Raw genomic sequence first — 18,717 nt, forward strand, 5'->3', positions numbered from 1 at the left:
TTGAATGCTGTGGCGATCTGATCGATGATGGCGTCACACCGCTGGGAAGCGGCGTGATCTCAAAGGGCTGCTGGCAGATTGCAGTTCCAAGGCAAGAAATCATCAACCCGGTTGACGGGATGATCGGCGATATGCGTCAGCACGTGACGCAACCAAGCTTCGGGGTCGACACCGTTCAGCTTGGCCGTGCCGATCAGCGAGTAGATCGCCGCTGCGCGTTCGCCACCGCTGTCAGCGCCGGCAAACAGGTAGTTGCGGCGTCCGATGGCGACGCCGCGCAAGGCGCGTTCCGCCGCCGAGTTATCAATCTCGATGGCGCCATCGTCGCAGTAGCGCAGCAGCGCGGGCCAAAGCTTGAGTGCGTACAGGATCGCTGCCGCCGTGTCGGACTTGCGGGACAACGTGTCGAGCGTGGCGCGCAGCCAGCGTTCGAGATCATCGACCAAGGGCCGTGCGCGGGCTTGCCGCACCTGCCTACGTTCATCGGGTGGCTTGCCCCGGATCTCGGCCTCGACCACGTACAGTTCGGCGATGCGGCGCAGCGCCTCGGTGGTCAATGCTGTTGGTCGCGCCGCGTGAAGGTCGTAGAACTTGCGGCGTGCGTGCGCCCAGCATGCCGCTTCGCGGATCGTACCGTCCTCGAACAAGGCGTTGAAGCCGGCATAGGCATCGGCTTGCAGTACGCCCTCGAACTTGGCCAGGTGGGTCTGAGGATGGATGCCCTTGCGGTCGGGCGTGTAGGCAAACCATACCGCTGGTGGCGTCGCGTCGCCGGCTGGTCGGTCATCGCGAACATAGGTCCACAGACGTGCGGTCTTGGTCTTGCCGTTGCCGGGCGCCAGCACCGGAATCGGGGTGTCGTCGGCGTGCAGCTTCGAGCCCGCCAGCACATGGCGTTGAACGGCATCGACCAACGGCCGTAACAACGCGCTCGCGGCGCCGACCCAACTCGCCAGCAGGGCGCGATCAAGGTCGATGCCCTCACGGGCGTAGATGACAGCTTGGCGGTACAGCGGTAGATGATCGGCGAACTTCGCCACCAGGACATGCGCCAGCAGGCCAGGGCTGGCGATGCCGCGCTCAATCGGCCGGCTTGGTGCCGGTGCCTGCACAATGGTATCGCAGCAGGCGCATGCCAGCTTGGGACGCACATGGCGGATCACGCGGAAGCTGGCCGGCACGAACTCCAGCTGTTCCGCCACGTCTTCCCCAAGGGGGCGCAGGCCACCACCGCAGGCCGGGCAGGCATCGGCCGTTGGCGCATACACCTTCTCGTCACGCGGCAGGTGCTCTGGCAAAGGCTTGCGTACCGACTTCTTACGTGGCGCCTGGTCGGCGGCCGGCATCTCGCGCGCCGCTTCGGCTTCATCGGCCTGCAGGTCTTCCAGTTGCAGTTCCAACTGCTCGATCTGATGATCCAGTTTTTCCGACTTGCGCCCAAACTGTATGCGCCGCAATTTAGCGATCTGCAGCTTGAGGTGTTCGATTTCGACAGCGCGCGTGTTCAATTGTTCGCGCAAACCTTCCACCACCTCGTTTTGAGCGAGCAGCAGCGCCTTCAAGGCGGCGATGTCGTTGGGTAGGTCGGCTGGGCTGAGCATGGACCAAGTTTACGCGAGGCTTGTTACGTTTACAAGGCCGACGTGGGCTTCCAGGTCCGTTCAGGCCGCCGCCAGTCTATGCCCTCGAGCAGCATCGATAGCTGGGCCTGCGTCAACGCCACCGCGCCGTTGGTGGCCTGCGGCCAGACAAAGCGGCCGCGCTCTAGCCGTTTGGCCAACAGACACAGGCCATCGCCGGTCCACCACAGCAGCTTGATGAGGTCGCCACGCCGGCCACGGAACACAAACACGTGGCCGCTGTACGGATCCTCCTCCAGCGCCGTCTGCACTTTCGCGGCCAGGCCATTGAAGCCGGAACGCATGTCGGTGGTGCCGGCGGCCAGCCACACCTTGGTGCCGGCCGGCAGGCCGATCATCGCAGCACCCGATCCAATACTTGGGTCAGCGTGGCCGCGTTGGGTTGGCCTTCGATGCGGACGCGCACCTCGCCCAGTTCAAGCACGATGGTACCGCCAGCATCGCCACCGGCGTCGGCGGTGTCCGGCGCGGGCGCCGATGGCGCCAGCACCACCGGCAACAAGCCATCATCGCGCATCACCGCTTGCACACCAAGGCGGCCTTGCTGATACAGCCGGCGCCAGCTGAACACCTGGTTGGCGTTGACGCCGTGTTCGCGCGCGATGCGCGCGACCGAGGCGCCCGGCTCGAGCGACAGCGCCACCAAGGCGCGCTTGAACTCCAGCGGATGCTGGCGATAATGGCCGCGTGTGTTCTTCGAAATGACCGGCTGAAAATTTGTGTCCATAATCAGAATTTGTGGGCACAAATGCTGTGCCAAAATTCGATCATGGAGGACGCCGGTCAGGCGGTCCAGACGGCGCTGGGAAGACGCTTACCATGATTTTGACTCGCACGGTTGAGCTCAGGGAACCGCTTGGATTCCATGGAATTTAGAGCTCAGAGAGCGCATTACTTCCAAAGCTGACGTTCTATTTTTTCAACTCCAACTTGTGCTGAATGTTCATCCACAATGAGTCGAATAGATGCCACAGTAAATAGACGCCCATGACGACTTCCATTATTTGGTGGCTCGTTTTCGCCATCCGACAAAATAGCCAGGTCTTTCCCTTCTGAGTCCCTTACGATAAGACGATATCGCCAGCCTTCAGGCTTATGTCCCCATGGAGGAATTCCTCCTGTGTAGCTGCGTTGGTTGTAAACTTTAACTTCAATTGAATTTAATCCAGACTGAAGTTGGATTATTTTCTCTGAACCACCATCCACATTCCAAGACAATACCTCACTTCCGTTTACTAAAAGAATTGCGTCATCATCAACGTCAGCGAATTTCGTAGTAATACGGACAGGGGTTCTCAATACTAATGAGCGTGTCAAAGAAGTATTTTCCCACGGTGTCTGTGTGCCATCAGTTGCTTCAATAACATCTTGCCGGACATTCTTAAATACATCCTCTATCGCCATCCCCGGACGTCGGATAAATTTCAAAAGTGAACGTGTATATGGGGAATGCAGCCCGATTCCATCAACGGCTGTGTTTCCAGGATCAGTAGAAAATGCGACCAATGCCTCTTGCGGCGCGTTAGTTGGTGCCGCCAATCCAGGAACCCACTCCGTTGGTGAATTGGTTCCATAAGGATTGTTTCGACATGCGTCTAAGATAATAATTTTAGAGAGGCTACCGAGTTTTTTTAGATCGTCAAAGAGCCCATCAAGGTTAAATGACTCGGTAGGAATAGTCGAGACGTTCGAAAAACTAGCATCTGTCGGAACGAGGAATGATGTCCCGTTCAGTTGTACCCCATGGCCCGCATAGTAAAAAATTACTGGCACATGAAGTGCGACGGCAGTGTCTACAAATGCTTTGGCTTCAGAGCGAAATTCAGTAGCGCCGAGATTTTTCGCAAAAGAAACTTGAAACCCCAAGTCACGCAACGCGGCTGCTATTTCCATAGCGTCCGCAACAGGTGTATGGAGCTCGCCCTGCAAGTAACTTTCGTTGCCAACCACAAGTGCAATGCCACGAACACCCGGATGTACCTCTTGCGCAAAGATATTAGATGCTCCGCATATCCAAATCAAGGCGCATAGAACCAAATTCTTCGCGAATACCTTCATGGCACTTTGGTCCAAAAAGCGTGAAGAAAATCTGTCCATTTTGTTTCTTGAACGAACTGAACTGGATAATAAGTATTTGCCTTCTCATACCCTCCCTCTGAATATGGATCACCTCTATAGTCATGCTGATTAGCCGGGAAATAGATCGCAATTCCATTGGAACCGTAGGTTCCTTTCCTAGATGATCCCGCGAAGTTCTCAACAATGCTTACAGAAATAATTTTCAATACATCATCTATGTTTGAACGAACAACGCTGTCTTTCGTCCGATTGCGTAGCTCGGTTAGAAATAGTTGAAGATCGATATGATAAAATCCATATCCCGGAGCATATGTCGAAACAGCTGCTCGCGCTTCAATAATTGATTGCAGCTCTACATCGAGCCGCGTCGTCAATGTTTCACTTAGCGCTGAAAGTGCAACGGCCAATTCTTGGTATTTTGACAGATCTACAGCTGAAAGTGTTGTTTCTGGCCCTTCTGCACTGGTGTCTGGATACGCGCCCGCATATGATTTGACAGAAGTAACAGCCATTGATCTCGCGTCCTGTGTAGGATTCGAAATTAGCGAGGCTAGCCAGGTATCGTATCGCCATCCCAACCCGGGCTCTAACTCTTCACTCGCAACAAGATAACTCGCAATATTTCGAAACGCATACCCACTTTCAACCATACCCATAAGGCATGCATCAAATCCTAAGACATCCAGTTTTTCTTGTCCGAGAGCATTTTTTAATGAATCGGCAATCTCTCGGTTGTACAGTACATCGTTATTTGTTTCATCATTTGATGCTGACCGATAGGAACTACCTGGAGCACTGCGGAAAGGTGCTTTTTTCCCGTCTGGAGTAGCTACCCCTTCTGTATTTCGGAGCAAGACAGAAGCTGCCCTCAATGTGGTTGGTGAGAGGTCCAGAGGCATAGCCCTTGATGCTTCAATAACGCGCTTACGCTGCGCGAGATTGGCTGCAAAGGTTCGCCATCCTTGTCCATGATCCCAAATAATGAGCATATATTTCTTCGCGGGAAATTTCATCTTTCCCCAGCGAACGAAATCAGCCAGTACGGCACCGTCGCCCATATTCATTTCTCCCAAATCTTCCATCGCAAATTGAGGCAAAGGCTCAACTCCCTTTTTGATTTGGAATCTCAAAGTTTGCGACCAATCGGGAACGGTGTGTTTGTACTTTGCTATACGATCAAACTGGACAAGAACGTTGACCTGATCAGTACCACCAATCTTCGACAGTTGTGCAAAATTAACGAATGCATCAGGCTCGAGATTATTGTCGGCATTCATATATATAAGGATGGTCCATTCAGCCGCTACCGAGATTCCGGCGTGCAGAAAGGTGCAGAAAAAAAAACTACCGGCGATCAGCAGTTTGCGTAGGATTTTTCGTGTCATAAACACCTCAATTCATCTTATCGGCATCTACATAACCACCGTAGACAGGAACAACACCGGCTGAAGATACGGAACCGGCCGAATCGAAGAGCATGTATGAAAGGACCACACCACCTCCAAACGATAGTTTTGTTCCAAAGATGCTTGTCACCGTCTGTGTATTGCCTCCAGCGGCCACGGCTTTGACTTGTAAGATCGATGCCGAATTGAATTGAGTAGCAAGCAGTTCCGCATTGGAAAGCGTCTCTATCAAAGTAAGCCCAGATTGAGCATCAGCTGTGGTCAGACTGGCTAGAATTTGAGCAATCGTAGTTTGGGCAGATGCTGCTTGTGCCTGAGCAGCGTCAATAGCAGAAATATCACTGTCATAAATGTCCTTGCATTTGACCGCCGCCTTTTCTTTCGCTGCCGAAAGTCGTTTTTTTGCATCCCCCATTTCGCTTGCAAATTGTGCAAGAAGAGGTAGTTTCTGGCTAAGAGCCTGAAACGTTTTCTGTGTCTCAAGCGGCGACGGTGAGCGATTGAGCGCATTAGGGAAAAATGACGGAAGGTATGCAACTCCGATACCCTTTGCCCGAAGTTTTCCCGCCACCAGTGAGTAAATTGCAAATTCATCCGGTGTCACATCAGCCCCGGTTATTGCGCGGTCCTTCTTGAAAATGCCTATCAGTTGAAGAGCTGTGTCAATGACAAGCAACGGCGGAATCTTCGGTTTCGAAGGCGCGACACAGTTAACTGGTAGATTATCGGAAACAAGAATGGGTTTCGTTGTCAATGCAGGGATTCGTGCCATTAAGAGATCGGTCTGCACTTTAAAGGCATTATAAGTGTTAAGCGATGAAAGTTCCTTGGCGCTAAACAGCACAATCTGCTTTATGTTGCCTCCGCCGGCGACGCTGTCTGCGATCAATCCAGAGGCTTTTTCCGCTGCACGGTACGCAAGAATGGTTCCCTCGATGTGAAGCGTAGAGGCTGTCGTTTCCCCTTTGGGTAAGCTGACGCTAAGTTGCCCAAGCTTTGCTTTCGCAGTTGCTAAGTCCGCCTCAGCCGTTGCTTTATCGGCCTCGGCAAGGGCTTGTCTAAGCTGAGCCTGGGCCAACTGAGGGTTAACTGGGTCGGTACTGTCTCCCGCATGAACTTCACCTAGGTTCAATAGAATCACTAGTGCGGCCGACATTTTCAAGAACCCACGAATCCAGATCGGAATGAGCATTTGAAATTCTCCATTCGTAGTGCTGCCCAGACAAATTGTCTGCTTTCCACACCATGGTAAGTCTGCGTGCTCTCCATAAATCGAGACGGGCGTCTCAAGGTAGTGAATAGCACAGCGATAAATATACTCTCTCGTTATTGTTAAATTATCACCAATTATCACTACTTTAAATATGGTTTGTTCGTTACTGAAATGATCCGAACGGAATTGCGGACCTAACATTAGTCTCCACAGACCTAGTTCAGCTTATCCTGTATTGCCAAGGTCTATCGGAGCTAACTTGCTGCTGCCTGAGCTACGTCAAATTTTTTTGTGATGCTATTGAAGTTAGTCATAGCAATTAATTTAGAAAACCTGAACAAGTACTTTCGGAAAGCTTGGAGACCTGAACACAAATATGCTCGTAAAATTTTGGCAATCGAGATGGAAATTTTATTTTTCGTGAATTTTTCACTGAATTTTAATTTTTGCAGCTTTAAACAACATAGGAAAAGATGGGTGAGGGAAAGCAGAAGAGGTCCAGTGAAGTCAATCATCGCTGGAGTTCAAAAAAAAAGCCCCCGACAAGCGGGGGCAACGTGGTTAGCAGATTATGAGAAAAGATTATTTAAGAAGATGTATTAGCACTTAGCGATTGGCTACTCTCATCACAAATTGGTTGAACAATTAGTCTTAGTCCAATAGCATTTAGCACTTTTAGAATTGTGTCAAACCTAGGTTGGCTATCTGATCGAAGTGCTTTGTAAAGTGATTCACGAGCTATGCCCGCCTTACTCGCAACCTCTGTCATGCCTTTAGCTTTGGAAGCGGCTAATATTGCTTCCGCAAGCATTGTAGAGTCACAGTCAGCAAGAAACTCATTTATGAAAGTCACTAAAGATTCTTCTGACTGTAAATAATCAGCCGCTTCATATCTTGAAAGGGACTTTATTTTATTGATATCAAATTGGTCATTAGTAACTAGATTTTCTGCTGTTTTCATACTGTCCTCCTGTGGACTATCACAATCGTGTTTAGCAAGCCAACTCTTTTCAATTTGGTTTTAAACTTGCTTAGCCTTCGCTGGCCTCTGAAACAGCTGGGAGTTTCGGCTCCCAACTGTTTAAATACATCTACTTGTATGTTCTTGCCCGTTCCTTGGCAGCATCGATGTCTCTTTGCTGTCCATGTTTCGTTCCTCCGCCGAGCAAGACGATGATTTGAGTGCCGGCCTTCAGGTAGTAAATACGCCACCCTGGGCCATAATCAATTTTCAATTCTTGCACGCCGTGGCCTACTGGCTCAGACTTCCCCGGATTTCCTAACTGAAGCCTCAGGATACTTGCCGTGATCTTGGCTTTCGTTTTCTCATCCGGGACTTCATTGAAGAACAGGTCGAATTTCGGGTCTTTTAGTACTTCATACATAGTTCTCCTTTCTGCATAACCACGCAACTGCGTTCAGCAAGTGTAGCCTAACGATTACACCGCGTCAAGAAAATGATAACAAGTGATTACAAAATAATTGCATATTAGAAAGTTTTTTTGGTCAAGGAAGGACGTGGCTGCTGGCCAGCGGACGTGCAATGCGGTTGAGCTAATGTCGTTGCCGTATGAAAGGTGCCTTTTATTTCCGTATCGCGGCGGTTGATCTGAGCGAATGGCCACGGGTTCGCTAGATGATCGATAGCTGAACACCGTGCCAAACGGAATTGCTCCACGTTTAAGACACAATCCTGGCAATGACTGAGCGAGGCATCACGCTACTTGCTCAATTGAAGCTTTTTGCCTTTTATCAATTTCAAGGGACGTAGCCTGTATAGAATCGGCGCTTGAGCATGCTTATTTCGCGGCGGAGTTTGATTTGACACCCAAGGCTTTTGGAGGCGACATGACCAAGACAGCAAGGTCGCTGGGAGAGGTACGGGCTGCATCGGAATATCGTATCGATATGAGGTCATCGCTCCAGAAACTGTCCTCTAGCGATCAGCAGCAAGGCGCTATCGCTATAGTGTTTGCACTGATGCTGGTGGTGCTCATTGGATTCATTGGCATGGCGCTGGATCTGGGACGGGTTTATAACCGCAAGATCGAACTTCAGGCGGTCGCCAATATCGCGGCGCTCGCAGCAGCCCGACAACTAAATGGCACGTCGGCCGGTGTGACGAATGCGCTTCTGCAAGCTGCCAGTGCGGTGAGTGCGTTGAGATACCAGTACAACCAGCAATTGATCAGCTGGAATGATGCCGCACTGTCGTTCAGCAGTTCGTCAAACGGAACCTGGGTCGATGCAGGAACTGCGCAGGCCGCACCGGATGGTCTGTTGTTCGTCAAGGTCGACACCAGCAGGTTGGAGGCTTCACTTGCCACTATTAATCTGGTATTTATGCGTGTCCTTTCGGAAGCTCTGGCATCAACCAGCGTCAGTGTGAAAGCGGTAGCAGGCCGCTCTACGATTAACGTCGCGCCGCTAGCGGTATGTGCGCTGTCCGCCAATGCCGTCGCTGCACGCGCCAATCCAGGACCGCCCGCTAATAGCGAATTGATCGAATATGGCTTCAGGCGCGGTGTGGGTTACGATCTTATGCAGCTAAATTCCAATGGTACGGGGGCCGAGAATTTCGTTATCGATCCCTTTGATCCGCCTGGTGTGTTTGGATCGGCTAGTAATACGGTCCCTAGCGTTGTCGGTCCTTACGCTTGCACGGGGAAACTGGCGATACCGAGGATTATCGGCGCGCCGATTACGGTTAGTCGGCCGTTTCCGTTGGCATCGCTCCTCAACCAGCTCAATTCGCGCTTCGATCAATACGTCGGCTCACTTTGCTCCTTTGCTACTGCACCGCCGGATGTGAATATCAGATCTTTTTTCTACGCCAGCGCGATCTCATGGATGAGCGCGGCTCCCGGTGCGCAAGGCGCATTGTCGACGACAACTGGAGGTAAATTGTGGACGGTCGCAGATCCTCTGCCTGCACCTGCGGGTAATACAGCAGCAATGTACGGGCCGTTGTGGGCATACGCGCGGGCCGTACCTTACAGCTCTTATGTTCCTGGAGCGACGGAACCGGCAAGCGGCTACACTCCATTTAACACGAGCTCTTGGAGCACACTATACAAGCCGGGTGCCCCAACAGCTTCCGCCTCCTATCCTCTCGGTGTGTCGACCCCATACATGGCTACGAATGGCAGCAACTTTCTGGCGCCATCCGCTGCGCACAAAGGTATCGCCAGCCGCCGCGTACTGAACGTCGCCTTATTGTCTTGTCCGATTGGTACGGGCACGACCACCACAGCTACTGTGCTCGGCATCGGTAAATTCCTGATGACCGTCCCCGCGACGGCGACAAGTCTTTACGCAGAATTTGGCGGCTTGGCAACCGAGCAATCGCTGGGGGGCGCAGTGGAGTTATATCCATGATCATGATGCGCACTGTCTCCGATGCCAAGCATCGCCAGCGCGGGATCGCCGCGGTCGAGCTGGCGCTGATATTGCCAGTCTTTCTCATATTACTGGTCTTTCCACTTTTCTTCGGCCGGGTGTTCTGGCATTACAGTGTCATTAATCGAGCCGCACAAGATGCTGCGCGGTACCTTTCAACAGTTCCGCTGAGCGAGATAAAAAATTCAGCACGGGCACCCGCCCTCAGCGCCGTAGCCCGAGCAATTGTGGATGCCGAACTGGCTGAACTTGCACCAGGGCCAGATGCGATTGGCGTTACGATTGGTTGCGATTCAGTACAGTGTCTGGGCTTCGTTGCGCCCGCGACTGTCAACGTGGCGATCCAATTACAAATGACGGACATTTTCTTCTCAAATATGACGTCACTGACTTTGCCGTTGACGGTCAACATCACCTATCCATACCTCGGAAAATAGGCACATGTTACGGCAACAAAAAAACAACTTACCGGCCGGCGTGGTTGCAGTTGAGTTCAGCTTGGTGCTGATCTTGTTTCTGACCATCGCCGTTGCTGTGATCGAATTGGCGCGGGCCATGTATATGTACAACACATTGGAGGTGGTGACACAGCGCGCGGCAGTCCTTGCAGCAAACGTGGACTTCCGTGATGCGACTGCCATGAGCGCAGTGCGCCAGAAAGCCATCTTCCGTGAAACCTCCGGCTCGCTGATTCTGGGGGGGCCGATCACGGACGCGCATATTCGCATCGACTACATGGCGCTGACTTATACTGGTACGCCGACGATGACAGTGATCCCAACGGCAGCCTTGCCGGCGTGCCCCGTCAATAATCGAATCACATGTATGAAAGACCCCTATGATGCCAGCTGTATCCGTTTTGTGCGGGTGCGGATATGCGATCCTGCAGTGACGAATACGTGCAACAATGTGCAATACAAGCCCCTCTTTTCTTTGGTGAGCTTGCCGCTGGGTTTGCCAAAGGCGACAGCAATTGCAAGCGCAGAAACGCTCGGGGCTTCTCTCGGCGGCGTGCCGTGTCCCTGATACCTCCCGCCGCAAGTATGCTGTGCGCAGCATTGTTCATACACTGCAGCACTTCATGTCTAAAGCCCCGATCTTGACCCTCCGGGTTAATTTATTTGTTGCCTAAATCTGATACACTATGTGGAACAACTTATCCTCGATACCGGTGTGGCTTGACCATCTGGAGCGAGGGGGGGAAGCCGGCGAAAGCCGGTTTTTTCATTTATCTGGTGCAAAAATGAAAGTGGTGGGGCCTCTGTAGATGTGCGGCGGGGGATGACGGACGCGGCCGTCCTCCGATCGGTCTGGAACGCATGCTGCGCATGTACATTGCACAGCAGTGCTTTGGTTTGTCCGATGAAGGCATCGAAGATGCGATCTACGACAGCCAAGCCATTCGCGGCTTCGTCGGCATTGACCTGACCCATGAATCCGCACCCGACGCGACCACGTAGCTCAAGTTCCGGCGACTGCTGGAACAACATAAACTGACTGAGCGCATTTTCAACGAGATCAACGGCCACCTGGCGAGCAAGGGTTTGATGATGCGCGAAGGGACCATCGTCGATGCGACTTTGATCGCAGCGCCGCCATCGACCAAGAATAAGGATGGCAGGCGCGATTCGGAGATGCATCGGTCGAAGAAGGGCAACGACTGGCACTTCGGAATGAAAGCGCATATCGGCGTCGACGCCACGTCCGGCCTGGTGCATAGCCATGGTGAAACTTCGACGCAACACCAATCCAAGACCATAGCTATCGAACACGCGCCACACGCCACGCTCGATCACCGTATCAGTTGTGAGGTTGTATCCGGGATCGTCTGCGAACGCACCAGCGGGTCAGATCAGTCTAGTGATATACTGTCGTTGTGAGCTTGTGGACTTGCGGGCGAAAGCCTCCCCCATAAGACAAATGATGACCTAAAACGGCCCACTTCGGTAGGCCGTTTTTCATTTTAGTGTCAAAGCGGAGCGGACAAGAAGTGTTACCTGGTACCACCGCAAATCGGCTTTTCGTTTCGTTGCACCTCAAACCCCAGGGGAATAGTGGAAGTCTCTGTGACTTCATGTTCGGCTCTTGTCATCGCCGAGAAATTTCGTCTTGTGGGTGGTTGACGCCGGCTTGGTCGCACTTAGGAAGAGGTTTCTTTAGAAAATATTGTCGGCCTCCATCCACGCTCGGTCCAGAGATGATCTCACATCCACAGGCCACTGCCCAGTGATGCGCTCTTTGTTTGCTCACGCCGTGCCGATGCGCAGCAAGAGCTAATGGCTCTATCTGCTCTGTGAATTGAGTGATCTCTTGCTCAGTCAAGAATCTTGCAGAGCGTCGGCCGATGCGGGCCTTGACTATCTGGACTAGCCCTCGGTTGATCAGATGATAGAGAACCTCTTGTTTGAGTTTGAGTCGTTCTGCGGCATGCGGTATTGAAACGAGTCCATCTACAGAATTGAGGAAAGACCCCATTGCAGCTTTGGTATCTCGCCGACAAACTAGAATTTCTCGAGCGTTGTCTGCGGTGCTGAAAAGGCAGATTCGTCCGCTTTTCAGTGCGGTGAAGAAGGCCGCAGTGTGACATAGCGGAACCGCTGTCCTCAGCAGCTCGTCGAGTGGTATGAAATCTGATGTCGAGCACTCTCTACTGGCCGCACGCGGGATATTTTTGAGCAGCCCAACGCCTGGCCAAAGCGCTTAGTGTCGACGTTACGCAAATCAATAAGAATCTCGGACTCTTGAATGGTAAGGATGCGCGACTTCCCTCCCGTTATTGAGTCGACTGCTGAGGTATCTCAATATACGCCGGTGTAGTTCAGCTAGGGTTGCTAAAGAAGCTTGATACTATGGATGCCTTCGACTGGCATGCGTATCAGGCCATCATCAGCTACATTTCCACTATGCGGATATTGGTAAGGGACTTTTCGCAAAAAATATTGCCGTCCGCCGTCGATGCTCGGTCCAGAGATGATCTCGAGTTTGCAGCTGATTGCCCAACGCAGCGCACTTTGTTTGCTGATGTTATTTCGAGACGCAGCAACACTTAATGGCTCTATTTGTGCGATGAATCTGGCGAGTTCCGACTCGGTAACGAATCTCGCCGGGCGCCGGCCGAGCTGAGCACTAATGACCTTGATCAGACCTTTGTCGACTAAGTGATATAGAACTTCTTGTTTAAGTTTCAGTCGCTCTGCAGCGCGGGGAATCGAGACGAGCTCGTTGACGGGGGCGGAGCAATCTGCCAACGCAGCCTTGGTATCTAGCCGGCACACCAGAATTTCATGGGCATGATTGGGTGTGCCAGCATTGCTGATTTTTCCGTCCAGTAGCGCAGTGAAAAAATCCGCGGTGTGAGGTAATGGAACCGCTGTCCTTAGCAAGCTGTCGAGCGGAATGAGATTGGCGCCTGATTGTTCTTTCACAGGTGTCTGGACAACACCATGTAATAGATCTTCGATTGATTGCTTATCGATCTGGCGGGCGTCGCCGTTGATCAGACCAGTTTTGATTAAACACTGTAAGCGCGCAATGGACAATCCATAGATTTTCGAGGCAGCTCCATGTGACAGTTTGCGAACAGACCCGCATTCAATGGTGTCGATCACCGAAGGTGCCACGGCGAGCATCGTTCGTCCCGCGTTAGTCACGCGTGATGGCACTGAAACCCCGTGCGAAGAGAGCAATTCTAAGACACGCTCAGGACGAATGTGCAGGCGTTTCGCGCACTCAGTGGCGCTGAGGGTGACTCGATTTGCTTTCCATGATATCGCGGCCTCATTGTTGGATTGCTTTAGCAGAAAGGTACGTATCCATCCGAGTATCACCTCTTGCGCGGATTGTGGCAGTTGCCGTCGAATCCTGGTGAGCAGCGCTGGGAATGCATCTCTCATTAACTGTGCACTTGCTGCGGGTGGCGGTGCTATTCGAATTCTGCGGAGCAGATCATGAAATGCTGTCTCGCCGCCAATCATTATGGCGGCGCCCTTGCCGATGAGGATTCGCTGATCTTGGATCGCGTTGGCAGAAGCTTTCTTTAGCGGTTTATTGTTAAGGCCAAAAGTATGGAGTGCTCCTAGTAGGCGAGTGGCTCGCCAGCGATGTTCAACATCAAGATGCGCCCACCAACTAGAAGTGTGTTGATCTGACGGGGACATTAGCTCGATCACATCAGCAGTCAATGGTGTAGTGGTGGTGGTAACTAGTGAGCCGCCGCAACGACAGGAGAGAAAGCGCGCGCTGCGCCAGTTAAGCTGGCGCTGACACTTCTCGCAAGTATCAGCAAGCCAGCACCGATGGATTGGGCAGATCGGGATGGGATCACCCCATTGTTGTAACCAAATGGGGCGCTCTTGATTCAGGCAAAGTGGACACCAGCGTGTAGGGCTGGCGTCTGGTCTGTTGGTGATCGCCAGCCCGGCACAATCATCTAGCCAACCTGGCGATAGCAGACCATTCGCATGCGCCAGCCGCAGTTTATATCCATTGTGTGCCTCACCAAAGCGAAGGCTTGGTCTGACGAGCAGGTGCGAAAAAGCGAGTGGGCTCATGAGGCAGTAGCCGCTTGAGTTACGGTGTCGGATTTGCGTCGAACAACGTGAGTTGCTGGGGCTGTTGATGATGACGACGGCGTGTGCATAGCGATATTTCCTTCGCCCTCACCTCAGCCGCAGCATCCACGTAATATCCAGAAAGACCAGGGCGCTCTGGAACACGAAATAGTTTTATCCGCCCTTCCAATATCTCGTCGAGTATCGTTGTAAAGACAGATGGCGGGATAGATGGGCCGAGCAACCAATCGGCGAAGAGAGGCAAGCGCTGTGTGGGCTGCCCTGTCATTAGACGCGCAGTGCTCTCGAGTTTTATCGTGAGCGCATTGATCTCTTCGATGCGGTGGTAGGCCCAAATTCCTATTTTAAACGGCCGGCAAATCCCGCTGCGATGAAGCGCTCTCCAAATCTTTCTGTTGATATTCCAGTGGTTCATCAATTGCGCTGGTGTCATGCAGTCGCTGAGCCATTTTCTGCACGCTTCGATCTCTGCCTTGTGCACAAAGAAAAACACGTATTTCCCGAAGCGTACTTTTTTCACACGCTCGAAAAAATTAGCGCGCATCAGAAAGTAAACGAAGTTGGTATCCCGTCCTAATAATCGTTCGGCGTAGTTTAGACTTACGTAGCCCTCGGGATGATACTGCATGGGTAGGGCGCCTTGCGCGGATGGGCAGTACATTTCAGGTGCGGTGGCATATAACCGATCAAGTAGTTCTTGGAGTGGAAGAGATCGTAAAAGTGGTGAGCTCTGTTCTGTATCCTTCATCAGTGTCCGAAGGCACCTCGCCGCTGCTCGCCGCTCGGAGAGTTTTTTCAATGAGGTCAAAAAAGTGGCGATCGCGCCGGAGGAGGGGGAAATGGTCAGGCCGGCATCGCTGAGCCATTGTACCCGTTGGCTCAAGCGTGATTGGCCCCGGACTGGTATTTCTGGCCCTTCGCCGTTACTGATCACCGCATCGAGAATGTACTCGGCCACGAGTGCCCAAGCCAGTAGCTCTGATACTTGCTCCGAGTCATCTTCGATTGAAGCGCGCTCGAACGCCTCCCAAATTCCCAACGCATAGGTTTTCGCCGCCGGCATGGGGCAGGTTGCTCCGTCCCATAGTTGACTGTCGGTGATGTCGTTGAGCTGAATAGGGTTAGGGTAGTTCACGGTGACGCATAGTGCCGGCTCCACTAATCCTGTTTTCAAGTGCAGATGATGTTTCGTGCACATTTCCAATCGCGTGAGTCGCCACCGTGTTTTGACAGACCGATCTTCCTGAAAGCAGGCTGGGCAATAACGAATGGGTGACCCCGTCTTTTTCTTTGCCCATATCGGGAGGGTTGATAAGTAACTCTGCGCATTTGGCTCTACCTCCGGCGTAAGTTCAAGCGCGATGTTTTTTAACCGTTCAATGTCGGTGATTGATGGGTAACGCAAACCGTTCTCGCGCGCTACGCGCACTAGGTAGGATTCAATCCACTCATCGATTTTACGAGCTGGGCGGACCGGCACCGATAGCGAGTTAACAGTAATATCCATGATTACTCCTCCCTTGGCGCGAATGGTTCGCTGGGCTTTGTGAGTGGTGTATTTGTGAATTCTTCACAGAACGGATTACGTTCATTTGGAGCCTCAGGATAAATCACTTGCCGAAAGGCTTCGGCTAGCGTTGAAATTCTTATTTTGGTGGAACCTTCTTGAAAGGCGATCTCCACTGCGCGCACTAATAAATGACGAATGTCGCGTAGATAGCCGTTCGTTGCAAACAACATTTGTCGAGGCAACTTACCTTTTGTAAGATCGATCACTTCGATGCCAATCATCATCTTGGTGAACGTAAGCAATGTTGCTTTAAATTTTTCAGTTTCAGTAGGCGTTGCAATCGAAAACGGCTTGATCGTAATACTCTCGCGGAATCTACCCCTATATTGTTCATTTGCGTTCCAAAGCTTGTAAGCCCTTGGGATACCAGCCATAACGATTGGGATGCGGGCCTTTCTACTGAGGGTTTTTAGCCAGTCTGCGGTTTTGTGATGAGTTTTGATTCCGCCTTTATCTACAACATGATTAATCTCGTCGAGAAGAATGATTTTGACTTTGCATTTCTCGAGTAAGCAGACTAATTGGTGTGTTAGCTTGTCGATCCTTCCTCGATCCCAAAACGCTGAACCCAGTTCCAGTAGCATGGCACTTGCCAGTTCAGCTGTACCACCTGTTGCTGGAACAGTGACGTAAAGAACTGGGATCTCGGTGTACTCTTCGTGAGCGATTGGCGCGTGCATGCTTGTAAATTTTTCGAATATTCGAGATTTTCCAACACCCGATTCGCCATAAAAAACCAGATTAGGTGGCTCTGCTTTACGTCGTTCTTGCTGAAATAAATAATCTAGCTTACTCATTAGAGCGTCAACATGAGGAAGTCTGATGAAAGCGTCTTCTATCGTCTGAATAATCATCAAAGGCTTGTCTGGAGTGTTCATTGGGTACTCCCTTTTTCATCGTTCATCATTTCGTAGTCATAACTGCTGGGCTTCTGTGCGGCAATCGATGTCTCGTCTTCGGCAAGCACGTTGCGTGTGAACTCCTCTGGCGCCGGTGCTGACCGATGCATCTCTTTGCTGGTCTGATTGGCTAACTTTGCCCCTTTGCTCCTAGCCCCGTATTTTTTATCTTTCATGGCATCGGCCGCTTTGTCGCGAATGATCCCTTCGGCTGATGCGCGGGTGCGCTGATGGGTATCGCTGGATTTGATCGCCTTCTTCGCCACCTTACTTTGATCTAAGGTGAGGCCGATGTAGTCGACATCGACGTTAGGTACTTCGAAATATCGTTTCTCAAAAGGATTCCAAACATGAATGTGGCCGACGTCATGGCGTGGCCATTTAACATCGACACGCGTTTGCTTTGCCGGGAGCATGCAGCGCAGAGTAGAGAGTTCGCTCGATGCGTAGCGATGGGTATTGAGATCGATGCCATAGTGCTGCACAGACGATACAGATGATTCGGAGAATTCGATCTCCATGTCTTTTGCATTCGCCTTGAGCTGAGGGGGATGCTGAGCGGCGCTTTCACGCCACACTTCGATGGGGGCTCGTCGACCAAGACCAACATGAGGACGAAGATGATAAACGCCCAATATCCATGCATGGATCATGCGATCTAGTTCGGCGAGGGTAATGCATGCGTCCTTCTCGGCCTTGAACCCTATGCGATCGGTGATGCGAGCGAATGTTGTACCGGGTAGTCGATGGATAAAAGAATAGTTAAACGTACGATTAAAACGCTCGATGAACGGTTTGTCGTTCGGCTCCCTAGAGCCTGAGAATTCCGTGGTGACGCCAACGTTGAGTAGCGCCTCGACGACCGAGTTGGAGTGGAATTCTCGGCCATTATCCATGAGTAGGCGCTCCATCCAGCCATAGCATTCCCACGTCATATTCAGATCTGAATAGCGGTCTTTGATATAGGTTTTTGGCAGCATCGCGTGCCGCAGCGCTTCAAAAACGGCCGGAATACCATGTCCGGCGAGTGACAAGTGATACCCGAGCACACAGCGTGAATAACGATCGAAGACAATGGTGATGGTGGGCCTGCCGATAACCACGCCCGTATCGTCAACGACTAGAATGTCCACGGGTGTGTGGTCGATTTCAACTAGTTCGAGTATTCTGAATACACGACGTGAGGCGAGGATAGTGTCATAGCGGCGATCAGCTTCTCGCTGGCCGTAACGCGCTACCGCCACATCGTAACCATACAGACGACTCAACCGACGTTGGATGGTGCGTAGGTTCGGTACTTTGAGCCACTCGCTTTCAACGAGCGTCGTGTTTTTCAGGGTAATGGCCAGGAAAACAGCATTGTGCACTTCCTCAGCCGAGCTTTTTTTTTGCGCTAGAAAAATGCCTTCGATTTTTTCATCGATGATGGCTTCGACTTCGGCGCTTAAGCGTGATTTTCCCTTACCACCACGCGAATCAATTTTTGAGAGCAACGCTCGAATGTCTTCTCGTGCTTGCCGAAATTGCTTGTGCCAGCGATAGATAGTCGTTACATGTGGCGGTGTAGCTTCGTTTCGTTGTCGGCTGACTTCTGCGATGGCGTCAATAAGGTTTTGCTTGGTCCCTTTAAAAGCATATAGGCCTGTCAGCTTCACGATGTAGTCGATCTGGCGCCGGGAGGCTGATTGCGCTGCCGGCGATTTCAACGGCTCTGCATGGAGTCGTACTTGGGTGGGCGGGAACTGGTTCTGGTGCTGAAGATTGAAGGGAGCGATTGTCAACGCACCCTTGGTATATTCCGCCAGTAGTGCATACAGATCGTGTGTTGAGAATTCTCCGGTGCTTGTGTTTTCGAGTTGCACGCCAGTTGCGGTCCTTCGGTCGACGCGATATTCGATGCCGTTGCGGAAGATCGTTTGGTTCTTGATGAATGCAAGCAT

The 18,717-nt window shown here is 51.8% G+C and carries 15 protein-coding genes and 1 pseudogene; 4 read left to right on the forward strand and 12 right to left on the reverse strand.

Annotated features, from left to right (window positions below; genetic code table 11):
• Positions 1–59 precede the first annotated feature (59 nt).
• The 8 genes from tnpC to AC07OK_RS18430 all read right to left on the reverse strand — a co-directional run bounded on the left by tnpC (position 60) and on the right by AC07OK_RS18430 (position 7,723).
• Positions 60–1,601: an IS66 family transposase gene (tnpC, locus tag AC07OK_RS18395; RefSeq protein ID WP_494691656.1), complete on the reverse strand. Its 1,542-nt coding sequence runs from the start codon at positions 1,599–1,601 to the stop codon at positions 60–62.
• Between the two features lie 29 nt (positions 1,602–1,630).
• Positions 1,631–1,978: an IS66 family insertion sequence element accessory protein TnpB gene (gene tnpB, locus AC07OK_RS18400; protein ID WP_494691657.1), complete on the reverse strand. Its 348-nt coding sequence runs from the start codon at positions 1,976–1,978 to the stop codon at positions 1,631–1,633.
• On the reverse strand, positions 1,975–2,367 hold the full coding sequence (gene tnpA, locus AC07OK_RS18405; protein WP_494691658.1) for an IS66-like element accessory protein TnpA: 393 nt from the start codon (positions 2,365–2,367) through the stop codon (positions 1,975–1,977). The genes tnpB and tnpA overlap by 4 nt, the downstream gene beginning before the upstream one ends.
• Before the next feature lie 164 nt (positions 2,368–2,531).
• Positions 2,532–3,737, reverse strand: coding sequence for a caspase family protein (locus AC07OK_RS18410; RefSeq protein ID WP_494691659.1), 1,206 nt, complete (start codon positions 3,735–3,737; stop codon positions 2,532–2,534).
• Complete coding sequence (locus tag AC07OK_RS18415; RefSeq protein WP_494691660.1) at positions 3,695–5,104, reverse strand: clostripain-related cysteine peptidase; 1,410 nt, start codon at positions 5,102–5,104, stop codon at positions 3,695–3,697. The genes AC07OK_RS18410 and AC07OK_RS18415 overlap by 43 nt, the downstream gene beginning before the upstream one ends.
• A 7-nt stretch (positions 5,105–5,111) precedes the next feature.
• The gene (locus AC07OK_RS18420) at positions 5,112–6,539 is read right to left on the reverse strand and encodes a hypothetical protein (protein ID WP_494691661.1); all 1,428 of its coding nucleotides are present in this window, start codon (positions 6,537–6,539) and stop codon (positions 5,112–5,114) included.
• Positions 6,540–6,924: 385 nt separating this feature from the next.
• Positions 6,925–7,299, reverse strand: a complete 375-nt coding sequence (locus tag AC07OK_RS18425) for an addiction module antidote protein (protein WP_494691662.1) — start codon at positions 7,297–7,299, stop codon at positions 6,925–6,927.
• 130 nt (positions 7,300–7,429) lie between these two features.
• Complete coding sequence (locus AC07OK_RS18430) at positions 7,430–7,723, reverse strand: type II toxin-antitoxin system RelE/ParE family toxin (protein ID WP_494691663.1); 294 nt, start codon at positions 7,721–7,723, stop codon at positions 7,430–7,432.
• 463 nt (positions 7,724–8,186) lie between these two features.
• On the opposite strand from AC07OK_RS18430, the gene AC07OK_RS18435 reads away from it, so the two are divergent.
• The 4 genes and pseudogenes from AC07OK_RS18435 to AC07OK_RS18450 form a co-directional block, all read left to right on the forward strand.
• Positions 8,187–9,716: a pilus assembly protein TadG-related protein gene (locus AC07OK_RS18435; protein WP_494691664.1), complete on the forward strand. Its 1,530-nt coding sequence runs from the start codon at positions 8,187–8,189 to the stop codon at positions 9,714–9,716.
• The gene (locus AC07OK_RS18440) at positions 9,713–10,174 is read left to right on the forward strand and encodes a TadE/TadG family type IV pilus assembly protein (RefSeq protein ID WP_494691665.1); all 462 of its coding nucleotides are present in this window, start codon (positions 9,713–9,715) and stop codon (positions 10,172–10,174) included. The genes AC07OK_RS18435 and AC07OK_RS18440 overlap by 4 nt, the downstream gene beginning before the upstream one ends.
• Positions 10,175–10,178: 4 nt before the next feature.
• Positions 10,179–10,763 (forward strand): TadE family protein, encoded by a 585-nt coding sequence (locus tag AC07OK_RS18445; RefSeq protein ID WP_494691666.1) that lies wholly within the window; start codon positions 10,179–10,181, stop codon positions 10,761–10,763.
• 263 nt (positions 10,764–11,026) lie between these two features.
• Positions 11,027–11,458, forward strand: a pseudogene (locus tag AC07OK_RS18450) (IS5 family transposase); the annotation flags it as partial.
• Between the two features lie 1,110 nt (positions 11,459–12,568).
• On the opposite strand, the gene AC07OK_RS18455 reads toward AC07OK_RS18450, so the two are convergent.
• From AC07OK_RS18455 to AC07OK_RS18470, 4 genes are read right to left on the reverse strand one after another with little or no spacing between them, the layout of a single operon-like run.
• Positions 12,569–14,287, reverse strand: a complete 1,719-nt coding sequence (locus tag AC07OK_RS18455; protein WP_494691667.1) for a hypothetical protein — start codon at positions 14,285–14,287, stop codon at positions 12,569–12,571.
• Between the two features lie 19 nt (positions 14,288–14,306).
• A complete protein-coding gene (locus AC07OK_RS18460; RefSeq protein ID WP_494691668.1) occupies positions 14,307–15,815 on the reverse strand; it encodes a TniQ family protein in 1,509 nt (502 codons plus the stop codon).
• A gap of 2 nt (positions 15,816–15,817) precedes the next feature.
• Positions 15,818–16,756 carry a TniB family NTP-binding protein gene (locus AC07OK_RS18465; RefSeq protein ID WP_494691669.1) on the reverse strand — a complete coding sequence of 313 codons (939 nt, stop codon included), beginning with the start codon at positions 16,754–16,756 and terminating at the stop codon, positions 15,818–15,820.
• Entirely contained in the window at positions 16,753–18,717 is a 1,965-nt protein-coding gene (locus tag AC07OK_RS18470; protein ID WP_494691670.1) for a TnsB C-terminal domain-containing protein, read from the reverse strand. Before AC07OK_RS18470 ends, AC07OK_RS18465 begins: the two co-directional genes overlap by 4 nt.

It is taken from the genome of Duganella sp. GW821-FHT07G03 (genome assembly GCF_059418605.1).

Excerpts from the sequence above, each read along its gene's own strand:
- AC07OK_RS18460 (WP_494691668.1), bottom strand. The coding sequence starts at position 15,815 with ATGGATATTACTGTTAACTCGCTATCGGTGCCGGTCCGCCCAGCTCGT.
- AC07OK_RS18430 (WP_494691663.1), bottom strand. The coding sequence starts at position 7,723 with ATGTATGAAGTACTAAAAGACCCGAAATTCGACCTGTTCTTCAATGAA.
- AC07OK_RS18445 (WP_494691666.1), top strand. The coding sequence starts at position 10,179 with ATGTTACGGCAACAAAAAAACAACTTACCGGCCGGCGTGGTTGCAGTT.
- AC07OK_RS18410 (WP_494691659.1), bottom strand. The coding sequence starts at position 3,737 with ATGGACAGATTTTCTTCACGCTTTTTGGACCAAAGTGCCATGAAGGTA.
- AC07OK_RS18455 (WP_494691667.1), bottom strand. The coding sequence starts at position 14,287 with ATGAGCCCACTCGCTTTTTCGCACCTGCTCGTCAGACCAAGCCTTCGC.
- tnpB (WP_494691657.1), bottom strand. The coding sequence starts at position 1,978 with ATGATCGGCCTGCCGGCCGGCACCAAGGTGTGGCTGGCCGCCGGCACC.
- AC07OK_RS18465 (WP_494691669.1), bottom strand. The coding sequence starts at position 16,756 with ATGAACACTCCAGACAAGCCTTTGATGATTATTCAGACGATAGAAGAC.
- AC07OK_RS18425 (WP_494691662.1), bottom strand. The coding sequence starts at position 7,299 with ATGAAAACAGCAGAAAATCTAGTTACTAATGACCAATTTGATATCAAT.
- tnpC (WP_494691656.1), bottom strand. The coding sequence starts at position 1,601 with ATGCTCAGCCCAGCCGACCTACCCAACGACATCGCCGCCTTGAAGGCG.
- AC07OK_RS18415 (WP_494691660.1), bottom strand. The coding sequence starts at position 5,104 with ATGACACGAAAAATCCTACGCAAACTGCTGATCGCCGGTAGTTTTTTT.
- AC07OK_RS18440 (WP_494691665.1), top strand. The coding sequence starts at position 9,713 with ATGATCATGATGCGCACTGTCTCCGATGCCAAGCATCGCCAGCGCGGG.
- AC07OK_RS18420 (WP_494691661.1), bottom strand. The coding sequence starts at position 6,539 with ATGTTAGGTCCGCAATTCCGTTCGGATCATTTCAGTAACGAACAAACC.
- AC07OK_RS18470 (WP_494691670.1), bottom strand. The coding sequence starts at position 18,717 with ATGCTTGCATTCATCAAGAACCAAACGATCTTCCGCAACGGCATCGAA.
- AC07OK_RS18435 (WP_494691664.1), top strand. The coding sequence starts at position 8,187 with ATGACCAAGACAGCAAGGTCGCTGGGAGAGGTACGGGCTGCATCGGAA.
- tnpA (WP_494691658.1), bottom strand. The coding sequence starts at position 2,367 with ATGGACACAAATTTTCAGCCGGTCATTTCGAAGAACACACGCGGCCAT.